We start from the raw sequence: 16,598 nt of genomic DNA on the forward strand, positions 1-16,598 counted from the left end.
CGCCCGGAGGCCGAGCGGTGCCGGTGCGGCCGTCATCAGCGGTGGAAGCCCCACTCGCGCAGGCCCTCGTCGAGGACCTCGACGAGCTTCTGCCCCGTCAGGTACGAGTCCGGCGTGGTGCGGCCGGTGATGAACGGGTAGTCCACGATCACCGAACGCTCCTTGCCGAAGTTGCCGTGGAAGGCGCCGTCCGGGGCGACCGCGTCGCGCAGGATGTACTCCAGCGGGTACGGCGGCGGGCCGATGATGAAGTCGGTCCGCATGAACCCGGTGTAGTCCTTGTAGTCCAGCTCGACGGCGTGCCCGGTGACGTGCTTGCCGCGGATGATGCTCACGCGCTCGTTGAAGTCGCGCGCGAACGCCAGGCAGGCCACGCCGTAGCACTCGGCGGCGATGGGCCGGTCGAGGGCGTGGAAGGCCAGGATCAGGTCGTGGACGCGGAAGTTGTTCACCATGTCCACCAGCGGCCCGCTACCACCGACCAGCAGCAGCGCGTCGTAGCGCTCGGCGATCTCCTCCTGCACCCGGGCCAGGTCCCGGTTGTACGCCTCCAGCTCCCGCAGGAAGTTCGGGGAGCTGTGGTAGGGCCGGTCGGGCAGCCAGTCGGCGAGGTTGACCGGGTTCTCGAGCCGGTCGGAACCGTCCAGCACCCGGACCTTCTCCGCCATCTCCGGCGTGGTCACCGCCTTGCCCAGCGGCGGGTCGACCAGCTCCGGGTCCATGCTGACCGTGATGGCCAGCGGGCGGCGGCCGGTCGGCGTGGCCAGCTCGACCTCGTAGCCCGCCTCGTCGAACGTCTCCAAGGGGCCGACGAGTTCCTCGCCCCAGTAGCCGTACTCGGAAACGACGACCAGAATCCTCTTGCTCATCTTCGTCCTCTTTCCCATCAGACGTTGTAGTGCGCCTTGACGTCCTCGCCGAAGCCCGCGTAGTCGCGCAGCGGCCACACGACTTCGAATTCGAGGTACTCGCGCATCGGCAGGCGACCGAGCGCGGTGCGGTCCAGTTCCTCGGTCGACTCCACGTCGACCACCGCGATGACCCGCTTCTGCGCGGCCACCTTCCAGATCCCGACCGTCATTCCGGAATCGACGGTCTGCTGGGCCAGGGCCGTTTCGTCGGCCTGGACGTCCCAGATCTCGTCGAGCGAGATCCGTCCCTCGTGGTTCCACTTCATCTGGACGTAGAACAGCATCCAACTACCTCGCGATGTGCGAATTCGGTCAGTACTGCTGGGATTCGGTCCGCAGATCGCGGACCAGGTCGTGGTCGGACCCGAAGACCTCGACGGCGATGTCCAGCGGACGCTTGCCGTCGTGTCCCTCCAGGTCCAGCCGCGCGCCGGCGTCGATCAGCGCGCGGGAACATTCCTCGTAGCCGTGCCAGAGGGCGTCGTGCAGCGGCGTGTAGCCGTTGGTCGCGCCCTGGAAGTCCAGCAGGATTCCCGGTACGGCGAGCAGTTCTCGGGTGATGTCGGTCCGTCCGTTGTAGACGGCCTTGTGCAGCGGCACCGCGCCGAAGACCGGCTCGACGGCGTTCGCGTCGGCGCCCGCCGCCACCAGTGCGCGGGTGATCTCGGTGTGGCCGTCGCGCGTCGCCACCAGCAGCGGCGTGTGCCCGTCGTTGAAGTCGTTGCGCTTGGGATAGCGGGCTTCCACGTCGGCGCCGGCGGCGATGAGCGCGAGCGCGCGATCGGTGTCACCGGCGGCCACCGCGTCGAGCAGCGGCTGGGCCTCCGCGTAGGCGGCGTTGTCCCGCCGCCATCGCTGGATGTGCTCGTCTGCGGCGACCAGCCGCTCCTTGCCGATGGTGTTGACGTTGATCTCGTAGTCGAGGTGCTCGGCCATGCTGAACCCGTAGTGCGTGGCCAGGTTCACCGATGCGCCGCGGTCGAGCAGGTAGCGCACGATCTCGGGTTCCTTGAACCACAACGCCTCCATCAGCGGCGTGTGCCCGGTGCCCGGCACGGTGGCGTCCACCTGCGCCCCCGCTTCCACCAGCAGCCGGACCACCTCCGGCGAACCGCCCTGGCAGGCCTTGTGCAGCGCGGTCGCTCCGGCGGCGCTGTCGGCCGCATGGACGTCGGCGCCCGCGGCCAGCAGCAGGCGCACGGTCGCGCCGTCGGCTCGCCCGGCCGCCGCCATCAGCGCGGTCAGCCCGGAGTCGACGTCGCGGTGGTCCGGGTCCGCGCCACGGGCCAGCTGTTCGCGCAGCGACTCGGCATCGCGATGACGAATCGCCTGGAACAGCAACGTGTTCCGGTGGCTCCGGAATGCCGCGCCCAGCCCCGCCGGGTCGAAGTAGACGTGCCACGAGCTGACCTTGCCCGCGCCGTTGATGACCAGCCGGTGCGCGGCACCGACCTCGACGTGGGCGCCGGTGGCGATGTGCGTGGCCTCTTCCACGATGGTGGCCATCGCGACGTCACCCTGGGCGCGCAGGTCCCGGAGCACGTAGGAGGTGACCCGCAGCTCGTCGGCGGCGGTCAGCAGCGCGGAGCGCATCGCGTCGCGGCCCAGGTGGGTGCCGACGTACGGGATGGAGCAGTTCTGCTCGTTGCAGGGGATTTCGAAGGTGATCTGTTCGTCGACCAGCCGGAGCAGGCCGGTGAGGTCGCCGCTGCCGAGGTGTTCGAAGCAGCGCCTGGCGATCTCGTAGGTCTCTTCGGTGCGCACGGTGTGCCCTTTCCGTTCTTCCGCTCGCGTCAGTCGGTTCCGCCGCCACCGGCGACGATCGCGCCGGTTCCGGTGAGCGCCCCGGCCAGGCGTTGCGGCGGGTCCACCACGACCAGGTCCTCGCCCAGGTGCAGGTGGGATTCCAGGTACAGCAGTTCGTTGATGGCGGGCCAGGACATCTCGGTGACCTCGGTGAGCACCAGCTCGATGCGTTCGGCATCGGCGGCGATGGCCGCCTCCAGCCGGGCCGCGAACTCGGCGACGTGCTCGGCGGTCAGCGCTCCGCGGCACACGATGCGCGCCCCGGTCGCGGATTCCTCGGCGAAGCAGTCGAAATCGAGGTCGCTGGGCACCAGGCGCACCTTGACCCGGATCGGCCGGTCGCGTTCCGGCAACCGCACCAGCAGGCCCTCGGAGTCGAAGTCGTGGTAGCGGTCTCCGTCGATCCACACGTCGCTGATCCGCACCCGGCCCGGCGGCAGCAGATCGGGCGCGACCCGCAGCAACCCGTCCGCGAAGGCCGCTGGCCCCGGCCGGAAGTGCAGGTCCATCGGCTTGCCGCCGACGAGCAGTCCGGTGTAGACGGCCGCGAGGTAGCACAGCTCCACCGAGTGGTAGCCCGACATCGAGTGGCTGCCCTTCCGCCGCTCGGTGCCCACCAGGTAGGGAGTGCCGTCGGCGAGCACGTTGAAGTACACGCCGCCGTCGTCGTGGTCCAGGAAGAACGCGTTGTAGAACGCCGCGGACTCCCGGGCCAGCGCGAGGTGCTCGGGCGCGCCGAGCGTGCCCGCCAGGACGAGGTAGGCCAGGATTCCCTGCTCCTGCTGCCACCACGCCTTCCGGTCGTGCCAGGCGAAACGGTGCCGCCCGGAGCCCTCGCGGGCGCGGTGTTCCACCACGTCGTACCAGCCGCCGCGCTGCCGATCGCCGCCGGCGTCGGGCATCCTGCTCCCGATCTCCTCGGCCAGCTCCAGCGCGGCCGGCGAGTCGTCGAGGTTGCGCAGCCGGATCATGTTCCAGGCGATCTTGAGGTTGTGCCCGATGACCGCCCGGTCCTGCTGCCACCCCCATTCCCGGTCCGGCGACCAGTCCTCGTGGAAGCGCTCCTGCACGAACGGGCTGTAGTCGTCCTGCGGCATCCGGCGGATGATGGTGTCCCTGGTGTCGAGCAGGAAGTCGCGCAGGTCGTCGCGTCCCGTGGCCAGGAAGGCGTTGATCAGGTAGGCGGGCGCGTGGTCGCCGACGGAGTTCCAGTTCTTGCGCGCCCGGTTTTGCCCCAGCTCCGGCGCCCGCGGGTCGAGCGCGACCGGATCGATGTGCGAGAAGTAGCCGCCGCGCTCGCGGTCGCGGTAGAACCGGTCGAACAGCGCCAGGGTCAGGTCCAGGTCGCGCAGGATGCCGGGATCGCCGGTGACGCGGAAGGTCTGCACGGGCCCGGCCAGGGCGTAGATCTGCTCGTACATGGGCACGGCGAGGTAGTCGTCGCCGAACTCCGAGGAGAAGATCTTGCGCTGTCCCCGCTCGGTGACGTCCATGCCGTGGTACCAGTAGGCGTAGCCGTCCTCGACGTTGCGGACCAGCAGGTTCTCCTGGAGGTGGGCCACGCCGCCCTCGGCGGCGTCCAGGAAGCGGTCCTCGCCGGTCAGCAGGTATGCGGTGGCCAGCCCGTACACCAGTCGCGAGATGGTGTCGGTCTCCTGCCGGTGCCCCTCGGCGTCGCCCGGCAGGTGCCTGCCGTCCAGCGTCAGGTCGGTGCGGTACCGCCGCCAGTCGTGCGCACCGTCGCCGAACTGGGCCCGCAGGTAGAAGTCGGCGATCGAGCGGGCCTGCCCCACCCACCACTCGGGGTCCTCGAAGACGTACGCGCCGTCGGCCTCCGTGGCGAAGCAGATGTGGCTCGCCTCGAAGCACCATCCGCCGGGATCCGGGTAGTAGATGCCGCGCACCAGGACGTAGCCGCCCCCGGCGAGCAGTTCGCGGGTCCGGGCGGTGGTGTCGCGGTAGGGCTCGTCGAGGTTGTGCAGGATCGACGACGCGGTGTTCGGCACCAGGTGCGCGGTGACGGTGCGCCCGTCGGACGTCGTTATGCCGAAGGAGTCCTGCACGGCGCCGGGTTCGACGTATCCCGCGACGAGGTCGGAGCGGACGAAGTCGGGATTGTCTGCCATTTCTACCTGCTCTGCTCAGGGCTGGAAAGGAGGATGACGATGCTTCGGTCGGCCACCACCAGTTCGTCACCGGCGACCGGGATCTCCGTTCCGGGAGCGAGGAAGTCGCTCGGTGGAGGTGCTGCGGTGTCCACCACCCGCAGCCAGCGCCGTCCCGGGAGCCGGGGCAGCTCGAAGCGCAGTTGCTCGTGGAACATGTTGAACATGACGTGGCAGTCCGGGTCGCCGCCGAACCCGGCCAGCGTGACGGCGAACGCCCGCGCGTTCGGGTCGTGCCACTCCGGGCAGCCGAGTTCGGTTCCGTGCCAGCTGATTTCGGGCTCGCCGCGGTCGTTGGCGCGGTCGCCGAAGAACCGCAGGCTGCGCATCGCCGGCACCCGCCGCCGCAGGTCGATCATCGCCCGGAAGAACCGCAGCAGGTCCCAGTCGGCGGCCAGCCGCGACCAGTCGAACCAGGTCCGCTCGTCGTCCAGGCAGTAGCCGTTGTTGTTGCCCCGCTGGGTCCGCCCTGCCTCGTCGCCCGCCTGGAACATCGGAGTGCCCCGGCTGAGCAGCAGGATCGCGGCCAGGTTCCGCACCTGCCTGCCGCGCAGGGCGAGCACGCCCGGATCGTCGGTGTCGCCTTCGACCCCGCAGTTCCAGCTGTAGTTCTCGTTGCTGCCGTCGCGGTTCTGCTCGCCGTTGGCTTCGTTGTGCTTCTGGTTGTAGGAGACCAGATCGCGGAGCGTGAAGCCGTCGTGCGCGGTGACGAAGTTGATGCCGTTCGTGGCCACCTTCCCCTGCGGGCCGTAGATCTCCTCGCTGCCCGCGATGCGACGGGCCACGGCCGCGACCATGCCGCCGTCACCGCGCACGAACCGTCGCACGTCGTCGCGGAACAGGCCGTTCCACTCGCACCAGCGCTGCCCGGGGAAGTTGCCGACCTGGTAGACGCCGGCGGCGTCCCACGGCTCGGCGATGATCTTGGTGTCGCGGAGCACTTCGGACAGCTCGATCTCCCACAGCACCGGCGGCTGTTCCAGCACCGCCCCGCCCACACCGCGGGCGAGTTCGCTGGCCAGGTCGAACCGGAACCCGTCCACGTGGAAGTCGACGACCCAGTGCTCCAGGCTGTCGCAGATCATCTTGGTGACCAACGGGTGGTTGGCGTTCACCGAGTTGCCGCAGCCCGTGTAATCCATGTAGTAGCCGGGGTCGTCCGGGGACAGGTGGTAGTAGGACTCGTTCGCCGTGCCGCGGAACGAGATCGCGGGCCCGTGCTCGTCGCCTTCGCTGGTGTGGTTGAAGACCACGTCGAGGATGACCTCGATCCCGTTGCGGTGCAGGGCCTTGACCATGTCGCGGAACTCGTCGGCACAGCCTTCCGGCGTGCCCGCCGACGAGTACTCCTGGTGCAGGCTGAAGAACCCGATCGGGTCGTAGCCCCAGTAGTTGCGCAGCTCCGCGCCGTCCGGGCCGGTGCGCAGCACCTCGGTGGCGTCGAAGTCGAACACCGGCAGCAGTTCCACCGCCGTGATTCCCAGATCGACCAGGTACGGGATCTTCTCGATCACACCGCGGAAGGTGCCCGGCGCCGCCGCGCCCGACGTGGGCGACTTGGTGAACCCTGCGACGTGCATCTCGTAGATGACGGTGTCCGCCAGCGGAATTCGCGGTGGGGCGTCGTCCTCCCAGTCGTACCGGCTGGTGTCCAGCACGACGCTGCGCATCGCGGTGGACGAATTGTCGCCCGGCCCGACCGCGGCGTTCCGGTCCCAGCGGGTCTTGTCGATCGCCTTGCCGTACGGGTCGATCAGCACCTTCTGCGGATCGTGCCGCGACCCGTTCTCGTGCACATCGCCCGGCCCGTCCACCCGGAACGCGTAGCGCTCACCCGGCCCGATTCCGCTGACGTGGCAGTGCCAGAAGTAGAAGCTGCGGTGCACTGCCGGATCCAGTTCCACCACCGCGGGCTCGGTTTCGCCGTCGAACAGCAGCAGCTGCACCGAAGTCGCACGCGGTGCATAGATCGAGAAGTTCACCCCCGTCTCGTCGGGCGTGGCGCCGAGCGGTTGCGCCCGGCCGCGCGCCACCCGCCGTCCGCCGAGTTCGGCACTCACCATCCGTCACTCCCGCCAACGTCGTTTTTGCTTGCGCCATCGAAGAATTCCATCGAGGCGCGGGCTTCCACCACGTCAGCAGGTACGAATTCCGCAGGTACCTCGGTGTGATCGCGATCGGCACCAAAGTGCCGATCGATGCGCACCAAAGAGCAGTTGTCGTCGCACCGGAACTGCGGAGACATTGGATTCTGCTGGGGAGAACGCGGGAATCGCCGTTCTCAGAACGGAATCGGGAGTTGCGGAATGCGCGTGGTCGTCGTGAGCGATCGGAGCCTGAGCCGGGCCGGATTGGCCGAGCTGGTGGCGGACCGGCCGGATGCGCAGGTCGTCGCGGACACCCACGACCTGGCGAGCGCCTGGGCGTACTGCCGCCGGGGGCGGGCCGATCTCGTGCTGGTCGATGCGGCCGTGGTCGAGCAGGAGACCGCGCCACCGGACGCGGCCGAACGGCACCCGTGGCAGTCGGCGGTGGAGCGCGTCGAACTGCTAAGCCCGCGCGAGTCCGACGTGTTCGCGCTGCTCGGCGCGGGACTGTCCAACCGGTCCATCGCGCGCCGGCTGGGCATCTCCGAGCGCACGGTGAAGAGCCACGTCGCCCAGGTGCTGACGAAGCTCGGCCTGGAATCCCGGTTGCAGGCCGGACTGGCCGCACAGCTCGCCGAGATCCGCGGCGGGCTGCGTCACGCCAAGCGGAGCACCTTCTCGTCGTCGTGAGTGATCACAACGCGCTCGGCGGCTTCTGCGAACGCCCGCACCCGAGCCGTTTCCCCCGCCGTGCGCCACACCAGCGCGACCTCGGAGTCCGGCATGTCGCGCAGCGGCACGAGCGCGATGTCCGGGCGCGCGTAGTACCGGGACACCGATTCGACCACGGGCGACACGCCCTGCCCGTTGGCGATCGCGGTCAGCAGCTCCTGGAAGGTGCGCACGGCCTGGCGGCGGTTGATCGGCTGGCCGCCCGGCGTCGTGGTCGGGACGTGGAACTCCCACCAGTAGTCCGGTGCCGGGCCCACCACGTCGATGACCTCCACCCGGGCCAGGTCCTCCACCGACACCGAGGATCGCCCGGCGAACGGGTGGTTGACCGGTACCGCGAGCATCCTCGGCTCCGACAGCAGCACCGGCCCCACCGTCAGGTCCGGCTCCGCCACGGGCAACCTGGTGATCAGCGCGTCCACGTCGCCGATGCGCAGCGGGCCGAGCGGGTCGGCGCAGTGCACCTCGGTCATCCGCAGCTCGCAGCCGGGGTGCTGGGTGCGGAACTCGGTCACCAGTTCGGCGGTCCACTCGTTCGCACCGGAGCCGAGGAAGCCGACCCGGAGGACGCCGTCGATACCGCGCGCGGTGGCGGAAGCCTGTTCGACCGCGCGGTCCAGCTGCCGGTAGGCGTCCTTGACGTCCTGCCAGAACTGCTTGCCCAGCGGGGTGAGTGCGACGCGGCGGCTGGTGCGGTCGAACAGCCTTCCCCCGATGCGGCGTTCCAGGGACTGGAGGTTCTGGGTGACCCGCGGCGGAGACACGTGGAGCCGTTCGGCGGTGCGCCCGAAGTGCAGTTCCTCCGCCAGCACCAGGAAGGTTTCCAGTTCGCGGAACTCCACCCCGATCACCTCCATCGTTAACCGTGCCTTAGCGAACATACCGCAGTTCGGCGTTGTTCCCCGGCCCGTTCGAGCCGATTCTCGATCACGAAAGCACGAACGAAGTCCTTAATCCGAAAGGTTGAACGTCCATGGCACCGCCCAAGTCCCCGGGCACCGCGCCGGCCGAGGCCGGGAAGCTCTCCGCCCAGCAGTGGCTGATGCTCGTCGCGGTGATGACCGGCACGTTCCTGTCCATGCTCAACGACTTCATCGTCAACGTCGCCACCCCTGCCATCCGCGACGAACTCGGTGCGAGCTTCGCCGAGGTACAGCTCATCATCGGCGGGTACATCCTGGTCTACGGCGTGGTGCTGGTGACCGGCGGGAGGCTCGGCGACATCTTCGGGCACCGCAAGATGTTCCTCCTGGGCAGCGGCCTGTTCACGCTGGCATCGCTGGCCTGCGGGCTGGCGCCCAATCCCGCGCTGCTGATCGTGTTCCGCATCGTGCAGGCGCTCGGCGCCGCCATCTTCTACCCGCAGGTGCTGTCCATCCTGCAGCTGGCGTTCACCGGTCGCGCACGCGCCAAGGCGTTCAGCGTGTTCGGTGCGACGATCGGGCTCGCCTCCATCGCGGGCCAGCTCATCGGCGGCGTGCTGATCGGTGCGAACCTGTTCGGCCTGACCTGGCGGCCGATCTTCCTGATCAACGTGCCGGTCGGGCTGATCGCCATCGCGATCGCCGCCGCCACCCTGCCGAAGCTCGCCGACACCGCCAAGGCGCGGCTGGATTCGCTGGGCGTCGGCCTGCTGACGGTCACGCTGGTGCTGCTGATCTTCCCGCTGATCCAGGGTCGCGAGCTGGGCTGGCCGTCGTGGATCATCACACTGCTGGTCCTGGCCGTCCCGGCGCTGGTCCTCTTCCTGCTGTGGGAGCGGCGGGTCGCCAGCCGCGACAACTCACCGCTGGTGCCGCCGCAGCTGTACAAGATCCGCAGCTTCAGCGCGGGAAACGCGATCGCTCTCCTGTTCTTCGCGGGCAACAGCGGCCTGTTCTTCTTGCTACCGCTGCAACTCCAGGCCGGTCTCGGTCACACCGCCCTGTACGCGGGCCTCACCTTCACCCCGCTGGCGGCGACGTTCACGATCGGTTCGCTGCTCGCCCCGAAGTTGCAGCCCAGGCTGGGCAACCACGTGCTGAGCCTCGGCTACGCCATCAACGTCCTCGGCAACGTCGCCATCCTGTTCACGGCGATCAACGCGGGCGCCGGCATGACCGGCTGGATGCTGGCACCGTCGATGGCGGTGATCGGCCTCGGCCAGGGCCTGGGGATGAGCCCGCTGGTGGCGGCGGTGCTGGTGGACGTCCCGGAGAAGGACGCGGGCGCGGCCTCCGGCGTCATCCAGACGATCATGCAGGTCGGCATGGCGTTCGGGGTCACCGTGATCGGGCTGGTGTTCTTCACCGTCCTCGGCGCCGACACCGCGCCGGCGGCCTACAGCCAGGCGTTCATCGCCGCCCTGGTCGCGCAGCCGGTCCTGGCTGTGCTGGCGTTGGCGCTCGTCCCGCTGCTGACCAGCCGGCGCGAAGCCACCGGGCACGTCCCAGCGCCGGAGAGCGCCTCCGACACCACCGCCGTGCACTGAAATCAGGAGACCCACCATGACGCAACCCACCACTTCCTCCCGGCCGGTCGAGCACAGCGGAACGTTCCGCATCGGCGACGAGCTGGCCGTCCGCCAACTCGGATTCGGCGCGATGCGCATCGTCGGCCCCGGCATCTGGGGACCGCCGGAAGACCGGGACAACTCGATCGAGGTGCTGCGCCGATCGGTGGACCTCGGCGTGAACCTGATCGACACCGCCGAGGCGTACGGCCCCGACGTGTCCGAGGAACTGATCCGCGAGGCCCTGCACCCGTACCCGGAAGAACTGGTGATCGCCACCAAGGGCGGCATCCACCGGCCGAGCGTCCGGCAGCTGACGCCGAACGGTTCGCCGGAGTTCCTGCGCCAGGGCGTGGAGGGCAGCCTGCACAAGCTCGGCGTGGAGACCATCGATGTCTACCAGCTGCACCGCATCGACCCGCAGATCCCGGTCGAGGAGTCGCTGGGGGCGTTGAAGGAGCTGCGCGACGAGGGCAAGATCCGCCACATCGGGTTGTCCGAGGTCAGCGTCGAGGAGATCGAACGCGCCCGCCGAGTGGTCGGGATCGCGACCGTGCAGAACCGCTACAACGTGGCCGACCGCGAGCACGACCAGGTGGTGGACCACTGCGAACGCGAAGGGATCGGCTTCATCCCGTGGTTCCCGCTGGCCACCGGTTCACTGGCCCGGCCCGGCGGCCCGCTGGAGGCGATCGCGCGCCGGACCGGTGCGACGCCGTCGCAGCTGGCGCTGGCCTGGCTGCTGCACCGCTCTCCCGCCATGCTCCCCATCCCGGGCACCGCGTCCCTGGAACACCTGGCGGAGAACTGCGCAGCCGCCGTCCTCCGGCTCTCCGCGGAAGACCTGAGCGCACTCGACAACATCGCGTGACGGCCCCGGTCCGGCACGGTCCAGAGGCCACCTGAACCGTCCTGATGCGGACGGCGATGAGCCCCGCGCCCCTTCCCCCCAGGCGCGGGGCTCATCGCCGTACGGCGGACGATTCCCTTGCACGGCAACACGAGTCGGCGCCGCGTCATGGTTTCGCGCGCGCATACCGTTTTCGAAGCCGGCTGCAGCGCGCGGCGCACCGGCTCACGTCCGTTGAACGACGAGGACCCTCCGCTGGCACCGCGTCACCGGAGTCAGCAACGCAGCCGAGGCGGTGGCCGAGGGCCCGCTCCGATCCGGCCGGACGGCCACGTGGCCTGGGCCACCGAGAACCCGGCCGCACCCAGGCCCGGCCCGTGGTGAGCCCGGCGCAGCCGGTGAGATCAACTCCGGGCGAACGCATGCCGGCGCTTGCAGGCCCGACCGGTCACCGCGGTCCCTGTGCCCAGGCTCACGACCGCATTTTGTCCGATCTTCGCGGGCCGGCTCGCGAGAAGCCGATCTCGGCCCGGGCGAGCCCGGGTCCGGCGTCTTCGATCCTCTCCGCGTGGCGGCTTCCCAGGCTCCTCACCAGTGCAAATGCCGCCAGCGGTGTTGATGGCACGGGATCCCGGGGCGGCCGCTTCCGGGAATTGCCGAGGAGTTATCGACCGATCAGCGCCAACCACTACGGAACGGAGTCACCCCGTGTACCAATACCGACCCGATCAGGTGACACGTTGAAGACTCGGTGACCCTTAGTTACGTTGCTAGTGGCTGTACATCACGATCCGGTCACGACGCCTCGCCCCGAGAGGCCACCGCACCCCGGCGGTGGTGCCCGGATCTTCCCCGACCCGGAAAGGCGCACGTGCACAAGCATGGCAACGCGGGCGGCCGCACCCCGAAGGCCGCAGTCCGCGCACTCGTTGACAAGTTCGGCCCGAAGGCGGGCGGTGCCGCCAGCCTCGGCAAGGTGTCCGGCAAGGTGCTCCCGGTGGTCGTCGCCGGCGGCGCGCTAGTGATGGTCGGTCAGCCGCTGCTGGCCGGCGCAGGCCCGGAGCAGGCCGCCCCGCACCCCGTGCAGATCCGGCCCGTCGACAACGAAGCTCCGCTGGCCCCGGCCGTCGTCCCGGCTCCCGCAGCCCAGGCCGCCCCCGAAGCCCCGGCCGCTCTCCCAGCCCCGGCGGCCCCTCCGGCCCCGCAGGCCCCCGCCGCTCCCCCGGCTCCAGCCGCTCTCCCGGCTCCGGCCGCCCCTGCCCCGGCGGTCTCCCCGCCGCCGGTCACCAAGTCCCTCGACGTCGACTACCAGGCGCAGAAGACCAGCTACTGGTGCGGCCCCACGGCGGCCCGCATCGCGCTGTCCAGCAAGACCGACGCGCTGCCGGACCAGGGCACGATGGCCGCCGAACTCGGCACCACCGAGAACGGCACGGACACCATCGGCCAGGTCGTCGACGGGCTCAACAAGCAGCTCGCGGGTACCGGCACCCAGTACGTCGCCCGGGACTGGAGCGAGCGCTCGCTGACGCCGGAGATGACCGAGCAGCTGTGGTCGGACACCGTTCGCAACGTCACCGACGGCAAGGCGATGGTGGCCAACATCGTCGCGGCGCCCGGCAACCAGCCGCCCGGCTACCCGTCGAACCAGACGATCTACCACTACGTGGCGATCGTCGGCTACAACGCGGCGGACAAGACGGTGCACATCTCCGACCCGGCGCGGTTCAGCGGGATCGAGGACTACTGGCTGAGCCTCGACCAGCTCGCTTCGCTGATCGAGCCCAAGGGCTACGCCGCCTGACGAACAGCACCCATCACCGAGAACCGATGAAGGCCCGCCGCTCCCCCGGCGGGCCTTCATCTGTGCTGCGCCGGGCCGGCCGACGCCCGCCGCCCCCTTGACCCGGGCGGCTGTGCCGGTGCCTCCCGTTGGCACCGGCAGACCGCCTACAGCGCGAAGTAGCGCATCCAGACGTAGAGCGTGGCCAGGGCGATGGTCACCGCGGTGACCACGAGGCCGTACTTGGTGAACTCCCAGAAGCCGATGGGATGGCCGTTGCGGGCCGCCCAGCCGATGGCGACGACGTTGGCGCTCGCGCCGATCGCGGTGGCGTTGCCGCCGAGGTCGGCCCCGAGCGCGAGCGACCACCACAGCGCCCGGCCGATCTCCGGATCGGGCACGGTGGCCACTAGTTCCTCGACGATGGGCATCGTGGTCGCCACGAACGGGATGGTGTCGATCATGCCGCCGACCACCGCGGAACCGATGATCAGCCCCACCGCGGCCAGCAGGTAGTCGTCGCCGACCAGGTCGATCGCGGCGCGGCCGAGGGTGTCGATCGCGCCGACGTCGACCAGCCCGCCCACCATCACGAACAGCCCCATGAAGAACACGAGGGTGGACCAGTCGACCTCCTGGAGGAACTGCTTGGTGGTGGTGCCCGAGACGAGCACCATGAGCCCGGCGCCGAGCAGTCCGACGAACGCGGGGTCGATGCCGATCGGGCCGTGCAGGACGAACGCGATCACGACCGCGCCCGCCACGACCAGGCAGCGCCGGAGCAGCCGGTGGTCGTGGATGGTGTCCTTGCCGTCCAGCTCCATGATCTCGGCCATGTGCTCTTCCGCGTCCAGGAACGCCTTCCGGAACAGCACCCGGCACAGCCCGATGAAGACCGCGAGCAGGACGACGGTGATGGGCGCGAGGTTGACCAGGAAGTCGGCGAACGACAGGCCCGCCCGGCTGCCGATCATGATGTTCGGCGGATCGCCGATCAAGGTGGCGGTGCCGCCGATGTTCGCGGCGAGCACCTCGGCGATCAGGAAGGGCACGACCGGGAGCCGGAGTCGTTGGCAGACCGCGAGCGTGATCGGTGCGATGAGGAGCATGACCGTCACGCTGTCGAGGAATGCCGAGACGACGGCGGTGAACAGCACCAGGATGACCATCAGCCGGAAGGACCGGCCGCGGCTCTTCTTGGCCGACCAGATGGCGAGGTAGTCGAAGACCCCGGTGTGCTTGAGCACGCTGACCGTGATCATCATGCCCAGCAGCAGGAAGATCACGTTCCAGTCGATGCCGGTCTTCTCGCTGAAGAACGCGCTGTGGGCGTCCACCGCGCCCAGCAGCACCATGACGGCGACCCCTCCGAGCGCGGCGGCGACCCGGTGGATGCGTTCGGTGGCGATCAGCACGAACGCGGTCAGGAAGACGAGGATCGTCAGGGCGGTGGTCACGGCCGCGCCTCCCCGTCATCCGCGACGGGAGCCACCCGGTCGACCGGGCCGGTGTCGGCGCGTCCCACTGTTCGCCCCGGGCTCGTGCCCGTCAGGGGTTCGGCCGCCAGGCGAGGTGCCCGATGGAGGCGGCGAGGACGAGGCCGCCCGCGAGGAGCAGGGCGTGTCCGAGCACGAGACCCGCCCCGATCGCCCCGAGCGCGATGACCAGCACGACCCGGTCGGTCGCCGGCCGGTGGCCGTGTTCCGGGCGGGTCGCCGCTGGTGGGCGGCCGGCGCGCCGTGATCCGATGGGTGCCATGGCTGGTCCTTCCCCCGAGAGCGCTCCTTCGTCTCGCGCGTGGCGGTGACGTTCTGAGGCTCTCCGACCGCCCCGCATGGACGCCATCCCGGGCGACACCCATTTCCCGGGGTGCCGATCACGCAATCCGGCCCGCCTCCACGGCCCGCCCGGTGCTTCGCGTGGGTGAGCTCCCGGATGGACAGCACCGTCGCGACGCCGACAAGCTGAGGCGCACTGGCGAGCGGAGGCGCTGGTCGAGCGCACGACGGGCGCATGAAATTGCGCGATAGTGGGCACAGCGACAGGCGAGGAGGCCGGGCATCGTGTCCCTGTTCTGGAGGCTGTTCCTGCTCAACACCGCGGTGCTGATCGCGGGCGCCGCGCTGCTCCTGTGGGGGCCGGCTACCGTCTCCACCCCGTTCTTCGTCACCGAGGCCCTGATCCTGGCCGCCGGCCTCGCGGCGATGCTGCTGGTCAACGCCGTCCTGCTGGGCGCCGGGCTGGCGCCCCTGCGGCGGCTCGCCCGAGCGATGCGCGAGATCGACCCGCTGCGCCCGGGCTCCCGCCCCGAGGTCACCGGCAACGGGGAGGTCGCCGACCTGATCAGGACCTTCAACACCATGCTCGACCGGCTCGAAGCCGAGCGCGCCACCAGCAGCGCGGTCGCCCTGTCCGCGCAGGAAGCCGAGCGCCACCGCATCGCGCAGGAACTCCACGACGAGGTGGGCCAGACCCTCACCGCGGTCCTGCTCGAACTCAAGCGGGTCGCGGACGACTCCCCGGACTCCGTCGCGACCGCGTTGCACCACGTCCAGGAGATCACGCGCGGCAGCCTGGAGGAGATCCGCCGCATCGCCCGCCGGCTGCGCCCCGGCGTCCTGGAAGAACTCGGGCTGGTCAGCGCGCTCAAGGCGCTCACCACCGAGGTCCTGCCGCACAGCGGCCTCACCGCGCGCTGCCACGTCGACAACGACCTGCCCGATCTCGGCGGCGCCGTCGAACTGGTCCTCTACCGGGTCGCGCAGGAAGGGCTCACCAACACGGTCCGCCACGCCCGCGCCACCCGCCTCGATCTCTCCTTGCTGCGCGGCCCGACCGCGGTGGAGCTGTGCGTCCGCGACAACGGCCGCGGGATCGGCAACGCCGCCGAAGGCGCAGGCATTCGCGGCATGCGGGAACGGGCGCTGCTCATCGGCGCCGAGCTCACCCTCGGCCCCTGCCCCGGGGGCGGTACCGAGGTGCGCCTGCACGTGCCCACCTCGACGAAAGCACCCGCGCATGCCTGACGCGACGAAGACCCGCATCCTGCTCGCCGACGATCACGCCCTGGTCCGCCGCGGGGTCCGGCTCATCCTCGACAACGAACCGGACCTGGTCGTCGTCGCCGAGGCGGGCGACGGCGCGGAGGCGATCGAGAAGGCCCGCACCGACGAGCCCGACCTCGCGATCCTCGACATCGCCATGCCCCGGCTCACCGGATTGCAGGCGACCGCCGAGCTTTCCCGCCGCCACCCCGATCTGCGCATCCTCATCCTGACCATGTACGACAACGAGCAGTACTTCTTCGAAGCCCTCAAGGCCGGTGCGTCCGGGTACGTGCTGAAGTCCGTCGCGGACCGCGACCTGGTCGAGGCGTGCCGCGCCGCCATGCGCGGCGAACCCTTCCTCTACCCCGGCGCGATCACGGCGCTGATCCGCAACTACCTCGACCACGCCGCCGACGAGGAGTCGAGCTCCAGGGTCATCACCCGCCGCGAGGAGGAGATCCTCAAGCTGGTCGCCGAGGGCCACTCGTCGAGGGAGATCGCCGACCTGCTCGTGATCAGCATCAAGACGGTCGAACGGCACCGCGCCAACCTGCTGCAGAAGCTCGGGCTGCGGGACCGCCTCGAACTCACCCGCTACGCCATCCGGACCGGGCTCATCGAGCCGTAGCCCGTTCCTGCGAATTTCGGCCGCCCGTTTCCGGCGTCGATGAAATGGCGATGAAATCCGGTGGCGCGAATGGATTTCCCGTCTGATCCGGGTTGACC

15 protein-coding genes are annotated in these 16,598 nt (G+C 69.8%); 6 read left to right on the forward strand and 9 right to left on the reverse strand.

Annotated elements, in window-relative coordinates; genetic code table 11:
* Nucleotides 1-35 precede the first annotated feature (35 nt).
* From AC07FN_RS03385 to AC07FN_RS03410, 6 genes are read right to left on the reverse strand one after another with little or no spacing between them, the layout of a single operon-like run.
* The gene (locus AC07FN_RS03385) at nt 36-869 is read right to left on the reverse strand and encodes a type 1 glutamine amidotransferase domain-containing protein (protein WP_478394136.1); all 834 of its coding nucleotides are present in this window, start codon (nt 867-869) and stop codon (nt 36-38) included.
* 17 nt (nt 870-886) lie between these two features.
* Nucleotides 887-1,195: a muconolactone Delta-isomerase gene (locus tag AC07FN_RS03390; protein ID WP_478394137.1), complete on the reverse strand. Its 309-nt coding sequence runs from the start codon at nt 1,193-1,195 to the stop codon at nt 887-889.
* Between the two features lie 28 nt (nt 1,196-1,223).
* Nucleotides 1,224-2,675 (reverse strand): ankyrin repeat domain-containing protein, encoded by a 1,452-nt coding sequence (locus AC07FN_RS03395; RefSeq protein WP_478394138.1) that lies wholly within the window; start codon nt 2,673-2,675, stop codon nt 1,224-1,226.
* A gap of 29 nt (nt 2,676-2,704) precedes the next feature.
* A complete protein-coding gene (locus AC07FN_RS03400; protein ID WP_478394139.1) occupies nt 2,705-4,843 on the reverse strand; it encodes an AGE family epimerase/isomerase in 2,139 nt (712 codons plus the stop codon).
* Nucleotides 4,844-4,845: 2 nt separating this feature from the next.
* Complete coding sequence (glgX, locus tag AC07FN_RS03405) at nt 4,846-6,945, reverse strand: glycogen debranching protein GlgX (protein WP_478394140.1); 2,100 nt, start codon at nt 6,943-6,945, stop codon at nt 4,846-4,848.
* Nucleotides 6,939-7,127 carry a hypothetical protein gene (locus AC07FN_RS03410; protein ID WP_478394141.1) on the reverse strand — a complete coding sequence of 63 codons (189 nt, stop codon included), beginning with the start codon at nt 7,125-7,127 and terminating at the stop codon, nt 6,939-6,941. Before AC07FN_RS03410 ends, glgX begins: the two co-directional genes overlap by 7 nt.
* 76 nt (nt 7,128-7,203) lie before the next feature.
* On the opposite strand from AC07FN_RS03410, the gene AC07FN_RS03415 reads away from it, so the two are divergent.
* Complete coding sequence (locus AC07FN_RS03415) at nt 7,204-7,659, forward strand: response regulator transcription factor (protein ID WP_478394142.1); 456 nt, start codon at nt 7,204-7,206, stop codon at nt 7,657-7,659.
* Here the strand turns inward: AC07FN_RS03415 and AC07FN_RS03420 are convergent.
* Entirely contained in the window at nt 7,626-8,543 is a 918-nt protein-coding gene (locus tag AC07FN_RS03420) for a LysR family transcriptional regulator (RefSeq protein ID WP_452616227.1), read from the reverse strand. The genes AC07FN_RS03415 and AC07FN_RS03420 overlap by 34 nt on opposite strands.
* Before the next feature lie 131 nt (nt 8,544-8,674).
* Here AC07FN_RS03420 and AC07FN_RS03425 point away from each other — a divergent pair, with 131 nt between their 5' ends.
* The 3 genes from AC07FN_RS03425 (at nt 8,675) to AC07FN_RS03435 (ending at nt 12,846) form a co-directional block, all read left to right on the forward strand.
* A complete protein-coding gene (locus tag AC07FN_RS03425; RefSeq protein WP_478394143.1) occupies nt 8,675-10,171 on the forward strand; it encodes an MFS transporter in 1,497 nt (498 codons plus the stop codon).
* Between the two features lie 16 nt (nt 10,172-10,187).
* Entirely contained in the window at nt 10,188-11,063 is an 876-nt protein-coding gene (locus tag AC07FN_RS03430) for an aldo/keto reductase (RefSeq protein WP_478394144.1), read from the forward strand.
* An 850-nt stretch (nt 11,064-11,913) separates the two neighbouring features.
* Nucleotides 11,914-12,846 (forward strand): C39 family peptidase, encoded by a 933-nt coding sequence (locus tag AC07FN_RS03435; RefSeq protein ID WP_478394145.1) that lies wholly within the window; start codon nt 11,914-11,916, stop codon nt 12,844-12,846.
* 146 nt (nt 12,847-12,992) lie between these two features.
* Here AC07FN_RS03435 and AC07FN_RS03440 read toward each other — a convergent pair whose 3' ends face one another.
* Entirely contained in the window at nt 12,993-14,282 is a 1,290-nt protein-coding gene (locus AC07FN_RS03440) for an ArsB/NhaD family transporter (protein WP_478394146.1), read from the reverse strand.
* A 91-nt stretch (nt 14,283-14,373) separates the two neighbouring features.
* Nucleotides 14,374-14,583, reverse strand: a complete 210-nt coding sequence (locus AC07FN_RS03445; protein WP_478394147.1) for a hypothetical protein — start codon at nt 14,581-14,583, stop codon at nt 14,374-14,376.
* A gap of 305 nt (nt 14,584-14,888) precedes the next feature.
* Here AC07FN_RS03445 and AC07FN_RS03450 point away from each other — a divergent pair, with 305 nt between their 5' ends.
* Complete coding sequence (locus AC07FN_RS03450; RefSeq protein WP_478394148.1) at nt 14,889-15,851, forward strand: HAMP domain-containing sensor histidine kinase; 963 nt, start codon at nt 14,889-14,891, stop codon at nt 15,849-15,851.
* Nucleotides 15,844-16,500, forward strand: a complete 657-nt coding sequence (locus AC07FN_RS03455; protein ID WP_478394149.1) for a response regulator — start codon at nt 15,844-15,846, stop codon at nt 16,498-16,500. The genes AC07FN_RS03450 and AC07FN_RS03455 overlap by 8 nt, the downstream gene beginning before the upstream one ends.
* Nucleotides 16,501-16,598: the final 98 nt, after the last annotated feature.

Source organism: Saccharopolyspora sp. NPDC045941, from assembly GCF_056431445.1.